This window comes from Fortiea sp. LEGE XX443, assembly GCF_015206815.1.
In the GTDB taxonomy this organism is placed as follows: Bacteria; Cyanobacteriota; Cyanobacteriia; order Cyanobacteriales; family Nostocaceae; genus Nostoc_B.
This window is the reverse complement of sequence record NZ_JADEXZ010000074.1, coordinates 13393-27064: the sequence shown is the minus strand read 5'-3', so window position 1 is coordinate 27064 and position 13672 is coordinate 13393. Positions and strand designations below refer to the sequence as shown.

Annotated in this window: 11 protein-coding genes and 2 pseudogenes; 6 read left to right on the top strand and 7 right to left on the bottom strand. The window is 41.2% G+C overall.

Annotated elements, in window-relative coordinates:
• A pseudogene (locus tag IQ259_RS21965) lies at positions 1 to 93 on the top strand (IS5/IS1182 family transposase); the annotation flags it as partial.
• A gap of 21 nt (positions 94 to 114) precedes the next feature.
• On the opposite strand, the gene IQ259_RS21960 reads toward IQ259_RS21965, so the two are convergent.
• From IQ259_RS21960 to xseA, 4 genes and pseudogenes are all read right to left on the bottom strand, one after another.
• Positions 115 to 2082, bottom strand: coding sequence for a PAS domain S-box protein (locus tag IQ259_RS21960; RefSeq protein WP_193888137.1), 1968 nt, complete (start codon positions 2080 to 2082; stop codon positions 115 to 117).
• Positions 2083 to 2273: 191 nt separating this feature from the next.
• Positions 2274 to 3806, bottom strand: coding sequence for a SagB/ThcOx family dehydrogenase (locus IQ259_RS21955; protein ID WP_193888140.1), 1533 nt, complete (start codon positions 3804 to 3806; stop codon positions 2274 to 2276).
• A 339-nt stretch (positions 3807 to 4145) separates the two neighbouring features.
• Positions 4146 to 4379, bottom strand: coding sequence for an exodeoxyribonuclease VII small subunit (gene xseB, locus IQ259_RS21950; RefSeq protein WP_193888135.1), 234 nt, complete (start codon positions 4377 to 4379; stop codon positions 4146 to 4148).
• A pseudogene (gene xseA / locus IQ259_RS21945) lies at positions 4372 to 5632 on the bottom strand (exodeoxyribonuclease VII large subunit). Before xseA ends, xseB begins: the two are co-directional and overlap by 8 nt.
• 319 nt (positions 5633 to 5951) lie before the next feature.
• On the opposite strand from xseA, the gene IQ259_RS21940 reads away from it, so the two are divergent.
• Positions 5952 to 6137, top strand: coding sequence for a hypothetical protein (locus IQ259_RS21940; RefSeq protein WP_228014695.1), 186 nt, complete (start codon positions 5952 to 5954; stop codon positions 6135 to 6137).
• A gap of 302 nt (positions 6138 to 6439) precedes the next feature.
• Entirely contained in the window at positions 6440 to 7510 is a 1071-nt protein-coding gene (gene recA / locus IQ259_RS21935) for a recombinase RecA (protein ID WP_193888133.1), read from the top strand.
• Between the two features lie 281 nt (positions 7511 to 7791).
• On the opposite strand, the gene IQ259_RS21930 is transcribed toward recA, so the two are convergent.
• Together IQ259_RS21930 and IQ259_RS21925 are read right to left on the bottom strand one after the other, a co-directional pair.
• Positions 7792 to 8574, bottom strand: coding sequence for an FHA domain-containing protein (locus IQ259_RS21930; RefSeq protein ID WP_193888131.1), 783 nt, complete (start codon positions 8572 to 8574; stop codon positions 7792 to 7794).
• A 379-nt stretch (positions 8575 to 8953) separates the two neighbouring features.
• Entirely contained in the window at positions 8954 to 10573 is a 1620-nt protein-coding gene (locus IQ259_RS21925) for a serine/threonine-protein kinase (RefSeq protein ID WP_193888130.1), read from the bottom strand.
• Positions 10574 to 10906: 333 nt separating this feature from the next.
• Here IQ259_RS21925 and IQ259_RS21920 point away from each other — a divergent pair, with 333 nt between their 5' ends.
• Positions 10907 to 11068 carry a metallothionein gene (locus IQ259_RS21920; RefSeq protein WP_193888128.1) on the top strand — a complete coding sequence of 54 codons (162 nt, stop codon included), beginning with the start codon at positions 10907 to 10909 and terminating at the stop codon, positions 11066 to 11068.
• 98 nt (positions 11069 to 11166) lie between these two features.
• Here the strand turns inward: IQ259_RS21920 and hemL are convergent, their stop codons facing one another.
• Positions 11167 to 12465, bottom strand: coding sequence for a glutamate-1-semialdehyde 2,1-aminomutase (hemL, locus tag IQ259_RS21915; RefSeq protein WP_193888126.1), 1299 nt, complete (start codon positions 12463 to 12465; stop codon positions 11167 to 11169).
• Positions 12466 to 12574: 109 nt separating this feature from the next.
• Between hemL and IQ259_RS21910 the strand changes: the two genes are divergently transcribed.
• Positions 12575 to 12769 (top strand): ChaB family protein, encoded by a 195-nt coding sequence (locus IQ259_RS21910; protein ID WP_193888124.1) that lies wholly within the window; start codon positions 12575 to 12577, stop codon positions 12767 to 12769.
• 97 nt (positions 12770 to 12866) lie between these two features.
• Positions 12867 to 13517: a bifunctional phosphoribosyl-AMP cyclohydrolase/phosphoribosyl-ATP diphosphatase HisIE gene (gene hisIE / locus IQ259_RS21905; protein ID WP_193888123.1), complete on the top strand. Its 651-nt coding sequence runs from the start codon at positions 12867 to 12869 to the stop codon at positions 13515 to 13517.
• The last annotated feature ends 155 nt before the right edge of the window (positions 13518 to 13672 follow it).

Here is a 13672-nt window from a genome sequence, read left to right as displayed (position 1 = left end):
CGATTAGTTCGAGATTATGAGTTATTGCCCGAAACATCGGAGACGTTTATTTACCTTGCCATGATCCGGATCATGGTGAGGCGATTGGCATAAAATTTCACCACTCAAAACTTTTCAAACACCCTCTAAGGCAATTCTTTCTGGGCCTATTTGGTAAGATATTAAAATACTAGTTGCTAAACTCAGAATATATTCAACTACATCTAATTGCCCAATATTCGGTGCTGTATATAAATTTTTGTGAATTAAAGAGATAGAATCAATGCGATTTTGACTTTCTCGAAAAACTCTAATTACTTCTGGTTCTTTAAGGGTTTGAGATTGAAGTTGTAATAAACTTGAAACAATCTGCAAGTTATTTTTGACGCGATGATGCACTTCTTTTAGCAGAATTTCTTTTTCAGCTAAGGCGCTTCTTAATTGCATTTCTGCTTTTTGTCGTTCGGCTAATTCGGTTTGGGCTTGCTGAAATATACTAGATTGTTGAATAGCGATCGCAATGGGAACTGAAAGTTGATCGAGCAAGTCCAATTGATTTTCTTCCCATTCTCGTGGTTTGGAACATTGATGCGCTACGAGTAAACCCCAGAGACGAGAGCCAATATTGTCTCCACCTACTTCTAATAGAATGGGAACAACTAAATTAGCTTTGACTTCAAATTGTTCCAATAGCTGAATGTGACAATCTGTAAGTCCTGCTGTGTAAATATTTGCGATTGCTCGTTTGCGTCCTTGATAATAATTTACACCTGCGCCGTTCTGAAAACAAGTATCTTCGATTTGTATACCTAAAGATTTTATCCATCCAGGCTCTACTGATTCTGCTACAACTTTACCACTCATATCAGGGGCAAACTGATAAACAACTACTCGCTCTACTTGTAGCAAATGGCGTACTTCTTGGACTGTAGTGTTAAGAATATCTTGCAAATTTAAAGATTGCTGAATTCGCTGTACTACAGTTCGCATTAATTTCTCTCGTTCTAACTGAGTCTTTAATGCTTGCTCAGTTTGCTTACGATTTGTGATATCTTGCCCAATACCTAATATTTGACCATTGGGTAAATTAATATTAGTCCAAGATGTATCTATTATCTGACCATCCCGCACTTGAGTTCTAAAATCACCCCAAATCCGTTTTGCTGACTGAATAAAATCAATTACATACTGATGCTCTTGGGGATTAGGATATAGTGCTGATAGCAGATCACGAGTTTGAAAATCTTGGATTTGCCAACCTAGAATTCTTTCCCATTCTTGATTTACCCATAGCAATTTACCTGCTGTATCAATCAAGTTAATCATCAATGGAATTTGAGCAAAAATACTCTGGAGAAATTCATTTTTTTCTTTAAGTCTTGTTTCTGTATTTTTGCGCTCGGTGATGTCAGACAATATAGCTAAGATGGCGACTTCACCATTAAAGGTTAAATACTGAAGTGAAGCAATTGCCCAAAAAGAAGTTCCATCTCCTCTCTTGAGCAGTATCTCATAGTTCTGGAGTGAACCTTTTTGCTCTAGCTCTTCTATAAGGGTTTGTGACTCAGCTATCTCATGATAGATATCTGTAACTGGACAATTAACTACATCCCCTGGCGCACAACGAAATGCTGTAAGAAACTCTTGATTAGCATGTAAAATTGAACCATCAGATGATCTAGAAATCATTAAAGGGATAGGTATTGCTTCGGCAATGGCTCGAAATATTGCTTCATTAGCTTGGAGATTTTGCTCTATTTCTTTACATTTTGTAATGTCTTGAATATAAACTAAATGAGCATTTTTACCCTGGTATTTTATAGTGTGTGTCACTATTTCAACATCAATAAATTTTCCATCCTGGCAATGATGTCTACATTGGTAATCAAAAGCTAAATTATTCTGATTTTTAGCTAAAATTTCTAAAAATATAGATATGTATTCCGCAGGATAAATATTAATAACCTGCATTTGTAAAAATTGTAATTTTGAATAGCCATATTTACAAATAGCCGCTTCATTGACATTTAAAAATTTTAAATTATCTCTATCGTATATCCAGATAGGGGAAGGATTATTAGTAAATAAGAAACTATCATTCATAAGTAGAACAACATTATTTTAAACTCAATTTATCGAACTATAAAGACACAGAGATAATAGGAAATCTGGCATTGCATAATTGCAAGGCGATTTTGGCACTTGCATTAATCATCATCACCGTGTGTTCGTTTCAGCCTCAATCATCCCATTGTTCAGCAACGCCGAAAATCTCTGTGTCTCTGCAATGTGTTTTATCTTGGTCTTCCCAATGTAGTGATGTAGAGAACAGCTTCATCAGTAGGGATACCTAAAACTTCGTTTACTTGGTCGTCAAAGAACCCACCAATGCCGCTGACACCTAAATTCAGATGAACTGCGGCTAAGTTTAAGCGTTGACCTAAATGGCCAGCATCCATGTGTAAGTAACGATAAACGCGATCGCCGTACTGGGCAATAGCAGCTTTCAGGTCTGCTGTATGAAAAACGACTGCGGCTGCATCTCTGCCTAAATCTTGACCCAAACAGAGAAAGTGTAACTCCCTGCGGAAGTTTTTAAATCGAATCTGGCGTAATTCTTGGGCTTTGGGCGCGTAATAATAACAGCCTGCGTCCAGACCTTTGACCCCAGAAACCGCAATAAATGTTTCAATTAAGTTCAAGTCAAAATAGTCGGGAGATGTGTCTAGATTTTGGTCAATGTAATTTTGTGGTTGGTAGGTAAAATCAAGTAAAGCTTTTAATTCATCAAAAGTTAAATCCTCGCCACTGTAAGCACGGGTAGAACGGCGCTTGTGGATGGTAACTTCCAATGCTGAGAGATTTTCACCCCAGTCAATGGGTGTGGTAGCTGTGGGAATTTTCAGACAGAAGGGAAAATTATATTTGTCTTCCAAAGACTTCTCTTGTTTGACAGCTGGTAAATTCAGCTTACCGGTCACACCTAGTTGAATTTGGGTTTGACGATGGAAATATTTCAGCAATTCACCATCTGGGATTTGGGGGTAGTTAGTTTCTGTAGCGGAAGGTAAAGCGGTACATCCAGTAGACAAATTTTGTTTGATATCTAATAAGTCTGCCAGAGCGAGGACAGCGATCGCGCCTTCTTGTTGCGAATCAATATATAACAAGTCATTTACTGCTTCATCGACAAAACCACCAATCAAATGCGGCCGATAATCAGTAATCGCACCAGCTAACTCGATATTCCCCAACAAGTGTCCCGAATCGAGAAAAATCCGCCGATAAGCCCTATCTTCATAGCGCCACGCTGAACGATAAAAAACCGCAGTCACCACAATTGCCAATTGAGTACCTTCTAGCGCAGGATGCCAGAAACAGGCATCTTGTAAAGCTCGCCACACATCATTTTCCCAATACAGCATGAGTGAATGAGTGCGACACTGATAGTTATAAAGCCCTGGTGGTAGTAATGGTGTACCGCGAGAAACTACATACACTTCCGCTGGATACAAACCCCCAGCGCTGGGTGCAGAGCGCAAATACACCGCACTACCCATAGAAGGCATTCTCGCCGTTAAGCCGTAGCTACGAAATAGTAACCGAGACAGCCTTTGCCACCATTGAGCATCTGGTTGAGCCGCTAGGGTTTCTAATGATTCTTGCAGATAAGGCTTGAGATCAAAAGTTGAGCCAATTTTATACTCTTTAAAAGGTACTGGTTGTTTAGCCCAGTCTAGCCTTTGACTTTTTGAGGCTAGGGTTTCAGGGTCATATTTAGTACGTTCGTGGTAGTGCTGTGCAATAGATTGGTGTATTTCTGGCATAGTACTTTCAATACCCTCAGGGCTTTCTTTTTTGATCTTGGCATTCATCTGCCTCATTATTTCTTATCTAGTGTGAGAATTATTTTTCAGGTTAAAAATCAGCAGACTCTAACTTGAGATAGGAATTAGCAATTGAAAGTCTCAGATACCCAACTTCTTTAAGAAGTCGAGGATGTCTTTAGATATTATTGTCTATAAATCTTATTACTAAGTAATCAGACAGAATTAATTACACAAATTTTTGACTGTCACCTGTAACCGTTCGGCTGACGCTCACGGCGGAAGCCTGTAGCCTGTCCCCTATTTCCACCGATGAATTTAATTGTATCTGACTACTTGTTACTCATCGCTTAAGGTTTCGATCAGTAAATCTACTTGCTGTTGTCGCTGTTGCAAAAAGCTTTCACATTGACGTAAATGCTCAACAGCAGTAGCAAACTGCTCAAATACCTCTTCCAATTCCAATTCACCCGCCTCAATCCGGGCGATGATTTTTTCTATTTCCGCTACCTTCGCCTTGTAATTCCCACTGGCGATCGCCTCAGGATTTGAGGAATTCTTACGTTTAACCATCAATCTCTCTGCGTCCTCTGCGTCTCTGCGGTTCGTTCATGCTTAATTTCCGTAACTTTCACTTTAACCTCTGCCTGTGCCAACTGAATCAACAACTCTTGACCTAGCGTTAACTCAGTTGCAACACGAGCGATCGCACCATTTTCCTGGCGTACCACTGCATAACCACGCTGTAATACAGCTTTCGGGTCAAGGGTTGCTAATTTTTGGTGCAACATTTCTAAGTGCTGTGTTGCGTGTTGCGATCGCCTGCTCGTGACTTGGATTAACTGCTGCCGCTGTCAGCCTAATTTTTGCATTTCTTGTTTTACTTGTCTATCTAACCCCAAACGTTGCAAACGGTTACGTAATACTTGCAATTGATTCTCAGTCGTTACTTTAACTTCATACACAGCATCATACAAAGCATCAATTCGTTGCTGATGTTGAGCATATAACTCTGACAGCGCCGGCACAACTATTTCTGCTGCCGCCGTCGGTGTATGTACGCAGATATCTGCAACTAAATCTACTAAAGATTCATCTCGTTGATGACCAATCCCAGTAATTACTGGGATAGAACACTCAGCAATGGCTCTAACAACCCGTTCATCATTAAAGCAAGCTAATTCCTCAACTGCACCACCACCCCGCGATAAAATTAGCACCTCGGCGCGACCATCTTTTTCTACCCGTGCGATCGCTTTGACTATAGACTCTGGTGCTTGTTCCCCCTGTACGGTTGCAGGGGAAAATAATAGGTGTAACCCTGGGTATCTGTGCTTCAAGGTTTTTTGAATATCTCCCCAAGCCGCAGCCGTGGGTGAAGTCACAACAGCGATTGTTTGGGGATGGAGAGGAAGTGGCCGCTTTTTTTGTGGATCAAACAACCCTTCAGCCAGCAAGCGATCGCGTAATTGTTGATAACGCAGTGCTTGTAAGCCAGCACCCGCAGGTAAAGCTTGCCAAACCGATAACTGATACTCTCCCCTTTGCGGATATAGGCGGATACTACCTAAAATGATGATCTGTTCACCAACCGTAGGAATTTGCATAAGTTTTGCCGCTTGGCTATTCCAGATCACGCACTTAATCCCTGCTGTCCCATCTGGATCTTGGAGTGTAAAAAATAAACCACTACGGTGGTGATTAGCGCTGGAAACTTCCCCTGTCACCCAAACTTGTCGCAGTATTTGATCTTCTTCTAATAAAGATTGGATGTAGTTGGTGATACCTGCTACGGAGAGGGCAGTCTCAGGAAACTCGAAATTCATTTTGCTTTAACCCACTCTGCACTAAAATCAACATAACGTCTTTTTTATCCCTTCAACAGCCAGAGTCAAAAGAAGCAGGGGAGCAGGGAGCGGGGAGCAGGGGGGAGAGACTGGGACAAAGCTTGTACCCCGCCCCAGCCGACCGCCCTGGAAGGGCGGGGCTTCTTACCCATGCTCCGCTTGCCTAACGGCACGCTACGCGAACGCTCCGCGCAGAGAGGAAGGGCTTGCTCCCCCTGCTCCCTGCCCCCTTCCCCTCTGCCTCTTCGGTGAAGACTGACAGTATTTTTTACCAATTATTTGCGAAGAGGTGGAAGATATGCAGAAATTGAGCGCCCTCAAACAAACTAGAGTTTATCAAGAAGCACTCGAAGAAGGTAGAGAGGAAGGTACGTTAGCTGCTGTACCACTGCTACTCAAAGCAGGAATCAGCATGGAAGAAATTGCCGAACAGTTACAGCTTAATCTTGAGACTGTGAGAAAGATAGCACAGCAACAAACTTGATTCTGAGGTTTAGTAGTTGAGTAATTCTTACTACAATACCGATAAAGATTTTTATATAACTGGGTCTTGATAGCTTCATGCAGTTATATTGAGTACCAAGGCGTTTGGGATAACTAGTAACCAAAACTCCACTCAGGTTATTTTGTACTAGTCACATCTAGTAGCGATCGCGTTACGATGTTGTCACGTTTATTTTTCTAAGAAATCCTATTCCAGCATTTTCTGGCTAAAATAGTATATCTGTTCTACTCCAAACCCAAACCTAACACTCCATAAATCCATATATATAGATAGAGGCAGTAATGGCTATCAACACTGACACTTCAGGTAAGCAAAAAGCCCTAAATATTGTACTCAACCAGATTGAGCGCAGCTTCGGTAAAGGAGCAATTATGCGCCTGGGCGATGCAACCCGGATGCGGATAGAGACAATTTCCACTGGGGCGCTCACCTTAGATTTGGCACTAGGTGGCGGATTACCCAAAGGTCGGGTAATTGAGATTTATGGACCAGAAAGTTCTGGTAAAACTACAGTAGCACTACACGCCCTCGCCGAAGTGCAAAGACAAGGTGGGATTGCTGCTTTTGTGGATGCTGAACACGCCCTTGATCCCACATACGCTGCGGCTTTGGGTGTAGATATCGACAATTTGTTGGTTTCCCAGCCTGACACCGGGGAATCTGCTTTAGAAATTGTTGATCAGCTAGTTCGTTCATCTGCTGTAGATATTGTAGTTATCGACTCAGTAGCCGCATTAGTTCCCCGCGCCGAAATTGAAGGCGATATGGGTGATACTCATGTTGGTTTACAAGCACGATTGATGAGCCAAGCTCTACGTAAAATTACTGGTAATATTGGTAAATCTGGTTGTACAGTAATTTTCATCAACCAGTTGCGGCAAAAAATTGGTGTTACCTACGGTAGCCCAGAAACTACAACTGGTGGTAACGCATTAAAGTTTTACGCTTCTGTACGCTTAGATATTCGCCGAATTCAAACCTTGAAAAAAGGTACAGAGGAATTTGGGAACCGTGTCAAAGTCAAAGTTGCCAAAAACAAAGTAGCACCGCCTTTTAGAGTGGCGGAATTTGACATTATTTTTGGTAAAGGAGTGTCAATTTTAGGTTGTTTGGTCGATATAGCCGAAGAAACAGGTGTTTTAACCCGTAAGGGTGCTTGGTATAGTTACAACGGTGATAACATTTCTCAAGGTCGAGATAACGCCATCAAGTACCTAGAAGAAAAGCCAGAATTTGCTGAACAAATTAAACAACTAGTGCGACAAAAGCTAGATATGGGGGCAGTTGTTTCTGCTAATTCTGTAGCTAAGGTTAGTGAAGATGAGGAAGAAGAATACGAGGAAGAAGAATAGTAAGTAGTCGGACACAATAAAATTCATGGGTGGAGATAGGTGACAGGTTAAAGGCTTCCGCCGTGAGCGTCAGCCGAACGGTTACAGGTTACAGTCAAAAATTTGTGTAATTAATTCTGTCTGATTACTTATTTATCAGTAAACATCGGGTAAACAAGAATGTAGAGACGTAGCAGCGCTGCTACGTCTCTACATATTTTCTGAGTCAAGCATATTTCGCATATTTCATTTTTGGAGATATCTAGTGAACCGTTACAACAGATAACTGTTCACTCTTGTGTTCATACTGGAGAGGACGTGATTTTGCTGAAAAATCGATCTAAAATATCTGACTTTTGTTCTGTACTTAACCCATCATGTCCAAGTTGACTGTCTAAGCCAAAATTTTTCGCAAATGGAACAGCTTGAACTAGCGTTTTAGGGAAGTATGTTTCTGGATTAATATTACTCAATGTTTCATTTATACTACATTCTTTTCGAGTTGCAAGTTGCATGAGTAACTCCATCGCTACCGTTGGTAAAATGCGACAGGTATGATTATAGAAGAAATTAAAGCTCATGTTCCCTAGACGGATGCGATCGCCTTCTTTGAGTCTAATTCGCCGATAGACACGTTCGCCATTCACAAAGGAACCGTTAGTACTTTTAAAATCGACCAAGTAAAAGCCTGGTTCATCCTCATTATCTATATATTGGATGGCGGCATGGCGACGAGACAGATATTTATCAGCAATACATATACCACTATGGCGATCGCGTCCTACTGTCCAAATCTGCTGTGGTTGTCGTAAAGTTTGCGTTTGATTTTCGCCCAAGTTAGTTACTAAATAAACAGTAGAATCATCCACTACACCCTGTACGTAACTAGTCTTTAACCCTGTGACACCAAATAAAGATAGGTTTTCTAACTGAATAATATCTTCTAGAAGACCAGAGTGGTGTTCATATAACTTGACAAATATCTGATATAAGCTTAATCTCCGTTCTATTTCCTTAGCCTGTAACTCAGTGATCTTGGCTGAGTTTTTTCGTGTAAATAGGTGTGACTTACTGATTTCGGTCATGAACTTTTTTCTCAGCCTACAATCAAGACAATTACATTTTTAATCTGTGCTGCTATTTAAAATATTTAGCAACTATATAGAATTAAGTTTTACGACTTTTACCAAGAATTCCTACATAAATATTAGTACTCAGAATAAATGTCATACAACTTTAATTAAAAAAATATTGTGATACTTTGTTTTATATTGTAAATTACTATAATCTATTTTTAACAGATACTAAGTATTAAAAATATTTTCAAAAAATATTAAATTTCTGTTCTAAATTTGTAGGCTGATGAAAAAACCAAAATCATTTTATAATTCTGGTCTTGACTTACTCATATTTTTGGAGTCCGATATCGGTTATTTTAAATTTGAGAAAATCCTAAATCTTAAATCACAGTAAACCTCGTTTACCATTGGGGCGTATTGTCATCCAATTAGTCTTCGCTAGTGCCAATTGCTCATCTAAAATCTTGGCACCAGTCAGATTAGCGCCACACAAATTAGCACCTCGGAGATTAGCATTACTCAGATGAGCATAGCTAAGGTCTGCACCACGCAGATCGGCTCCTTCCAAGTCAGCATGATTGAAATAAGCTTTGCTTAAATTAGCATCTCTGAGATTAGCGCGAGTGAGACTTGCCCTACCAAAGTCGCTATTGTGAAGATTTGCTCCCTGGAGATTGGTACTTTGCAGTTGAGCCGAATGAAAATTGGTTTCTGACAATTCACTACCTTGTAGATTCAGGAAATTTAAATTGTGTAAGGCAAAATCTCGTCTTCCCTTGAGATAGGCTGTTAATAAACCTTGGTTATCTAATCTACGTCCAATCTTAGAATGTTGAGTGTTTGAGCTATTACTATTACTGTTAGGCAAAATTGCTGCTTTACCTATCGACCCTTGACGTGTTCCTCCCATATCAGATCCAGCCGCCTCAGCAATTTTAGCTCGTCTAGCGCGAATTGCTGCTGCTACCTGGGCTACTCCTGTAGCAGTAGCCGATACAGCAGAGGGATTATTGCATAAAATAGCTGAATTCTCGGCTCGATGGGATGTTTTTTCTTTAACACTAGCATCAGTCTTAACGAGTAAGCCTTTAGCCAAACTATCTAGGTAAGGTTCGATTTCTAATGCTCTCAGGACTTCTGCTGCTGACTGATAGCGATTGCGAACAGAAACGTCTAACATTTTTCGCAATACACTGCTCAAGTGATCACTCACATGCACCAACTGTTCCCACATCATTTCACCGGTTGTGGGATTGTAATCTAAATCTTTAGGCGTTTTGCTAGTTAGCAAATAAATACATGTCACCCCTAACGCGTAGATGTCACTAGCGTAGACTGGACGCATTGCCATTTGTTCTGGAGGTGCAAAACCAGGTGTACCTATTGCATAGGCTGTTAATGCTGTTTGTCCTGATTGACCCACCGCAGCTTGGCTAACTTGGTTTTTGACAGCACCAAAGTCAATCAACACCATTCTGGCATCTTGAGTCCGGCGAATTAAGTTGGCTGGCTTAATATCACGGTGAATTACCTTCTGTTCATGAATATATTCCAGTAAAGGTAACGTTTCACTCAAGAATTGTTTAACTCCAACTTCGCTTAAAACTCCATTGGCTTTGACTTCCTGTTGCAAGGTAGCGCCGCTAATATATTCTTGAACTAGATAGAATTGTTCCTGCTCTTCAAAATAGTCAAGCAACCTTGGAACTTGAGGATGATTGCCAATTTTACCCAGAGTTCTAGCTTCTCGCTCAAACAGTTCTCGCGCCATTTGCAAAACATGTGGGGCGTTTCCTGAAGGGCGTAGTTGCTTGATTACACAACTTGGTTCTCCTGGTAAAGCTTCATCCTGAGCTAAAAAAGTTGCTCCAAAGCCACCTTGACCTAACGGTTTACTCACCCGATAGCGATCGCGCAGCAGTAGGCGCGAGCCACAAGACTGACACCTTTGGCTGTATGCCACATTTTCTGGATTGGGACAGGTCGGATTTAAGCAGTAGCTCATGCACTGTCAACTCGCTGCGCGAATAATGGCTAAGAGCATTACGCTCTAGTTTCAATTATTTAGACTAAAATCGACTATTGGCAGGTAATTTATGCTGGAAATCCTTTGAAGAGTTCCTAAAGTTTTACTATGTTACCTAAGCGATTATCACAACAAGATAGCCGATTGGAGGCGCGATCGTCAGTAGTGTCTTAGCTATTTTTGTAATAAGTAATTTTGCAGGCAAATTTTTACGTGTTTTTACAGTTACATTGGTTATGTTGTTTTAGTTTTTAATTTGAATTAACATATGAACAAGTGTTCATGTATCATGAAAATTAAGTAGAGAAAACTATGACAACTGTTACCCAAATGAAATGTGCTTGTCCGAATTGCCTTTGTATTGTTTCAGTTGAAAAGGCTATCAATAAAGACGGCAAATACTATTGCTCTGAAGGCTGTGCTGAAGGTCATCAAACTCTAAAAGGTTGTGGTCACAATGGCTGTGGCTGTTGATTAGTGGTGAGTTGAAAGTGCTGAGTGCTGAGTTTAATTAACGCCTGCGGCGTTAATTAGTTTAAATTATCTTACTCTCAGGACTCAGCACTCAGCACTTAGAGATTAGACATTACTTCCTGCGCGGCTGCTAGAGTCTGCTCAATATCTTCTTCAGTATGAGCCAAAGCAGTAAACCCAGCCTCAAACTGAGAAGGTGCTAAATAAACACCGCGTTCTAACATACCGCGATGGAAACGTCCAAATTTAGCAGTATCGGACTTTTTGGCATCTTCGTAGTTATGAACAGGCCCAGAGGTGAAAAATAAGCCAAACATGGCGCTAATGTGACCTCCACAAGCTGCATGACCAGTTTCTTGGGCAATTCGCAGTAAACCCTCTGATAGCTTTTGAGTAATCTGAGCAAGATAGTCATAAGTACCAGGTTTTTGCAACAATTCCAGCGTTTTAATGCCAGCTGTCATCGCCAAAGGATTTCCAGAAAGAGTGCCAGCTTGATACACAGGGCCAGCAGGAGCAATCATTGACATAATATCTCGCCGTCCACCATAGGCTCCTACTGGCAAACCACCACCGATTACTTTACCCAGTGTTGTTAAATCAGGAGTAATCCCAAACCGTTCTTGAGCGCCACCGTAAGCAATACGGAAGCCTGTCATCACTTCATCAAACACTAATAAAGCTCCATGCTCATGAGTAAGTTCCCGTAGACCTTCTAGAAACCCAGCATCAGGAGGAATAAACCCAGCATTACCGACAACTGGCTCAAGGATTACACCAGCAATCTGGTCACGGTTTTCTTCAAATAAGGCTTTAACTGCTTCCAGGTCATTGAAAGGCGCAGTTAATGTACTACTAGTTGCCGATTTTGGTACTCCTGGCGAGTCGGGTAAACCAAGTGTTGCAACACCTGAACCAGCTTTCACCAAGAACATATCAGCGTGTCCGTGGTAGCAGCCTTCAAACTTGATAACTTTCTCCCGATTGGTAAAAGCTCGCATCAGCCGCAAAACCGCCATACAAGCTTCTGTTCCAGAGTTGACAAATCTCACCATTTCAATGCTGGGAACAGCATCAATAACCATCTCTGCAAGGACATTTTCTAGTACTGAAGGCGCACCAAAACTAGTACCTTTTTCTAGGGCTTCATGAAGTGCTGAGATGACTTCTGGATGAGCGTGACCGCAAATTGCTGGCCCCCAAGTGCCTACATAGTCGATATATTGGTTGCCATCAACATCCCAGATGTATGCTCCTTTAACGCGATCAAAAACGATGGGTTGTCCACCTACTGATTTAAATGCTCTTACAGGAGAACTGACTCCTCCCGGCATGAGATTTTGGGCGGCGGCGAAAATTTCTTGTGATTTTGTGGTTTTAATTGTGGTGTTTACCAAGGCTCTCTCCTAAAAGTGAGAAACAAAAAAAGCTCTATCTTAGGATAGGGTTAAAAACTACGCATAATTTCTATCCTATAGAAATAGCTGAACCAGGAAAATAATAAACATGTTGTACAAGTCTAATGAAGACTTGCCTTTAGAGATCCGTACTCGATTATCTGAGACATATCAGGAGCTTTACCGTGCAGCTTTTAACTCGGCTCTCCATTGGTATGGTGAAGCATCAAAAGCGCACCAAGTTGCGTTAAGTGCGGTTAAAATGCAGTCCGCAATGGAAAGAAAAACTGTTGTTTCAGGCTAGATAATAAATTTTCATTTCAATGAAACATGCCAACTGTCATATTGAGAATGGTATCGTAAATCCATGAATCATTAGTTATTAGAGCAAATAAGCTGGTATGTTTTCTACCGAACCACACTCACTGCACCAAGCTATTCCCGTTGAAAAAATTCGCTACGACGAACGGGGTTTGGTCGCAGCTATTGTGCAAGACTATTTAGATGGTACGGTCTTGATGATGGCTTGGATGAATCGGGAGTCGTTACAAAAGACTTTAGAAACTGGAGAAACTTGGTTTTGGAGTCGTTCCCGTCAAGAGTTATGGCATAAGGGAGGGACTTCGGGACATATTCAAAAAGTGCAGAGTATCCGCTACGACTGTGATAGTGATGCTTTGTTAATCGGGGTGGAGCAAATCGGAGATATTGCTTGCCACACAGGTGAACGCAGTTGTTTTCATCAAGTAGACGGAAAAATCACGCCACCACCAGCCGATACCTTATCGCAGGTGTTTCAGGTGATATGCGATCGCCGTGACAACCCCACGCAAAGTTCTTATACCTGCAAGTTATTAGCTGGTGGCGATAATAAGATTTTGAAAAAGATCGGCGAGGAAACTGCTGAGGTCGTTATGGCTTTTAAAGATGATGAAGCAGATGCTATTGCAGGTGAGGTGGCAGATTTACTTTATCACACCCTCGTTGCCTTAGCTCATCATCAAGTTGATGTCAAGGCTGTATATCGGAAACTGCAAGAACGTCGGCGTTAGGACAGTAGGGGATGAAATCAATAATTCAGACTTCAGACTTTTTGTAATTCTTATCATTAGCTGAAATTTTCCTCACTGATTCCACAGACTTTCCACAGGCATTTTTGTAGTTTTCCACAGAGACACTACGAAATGATCAGCACTTGCCGTCCTAC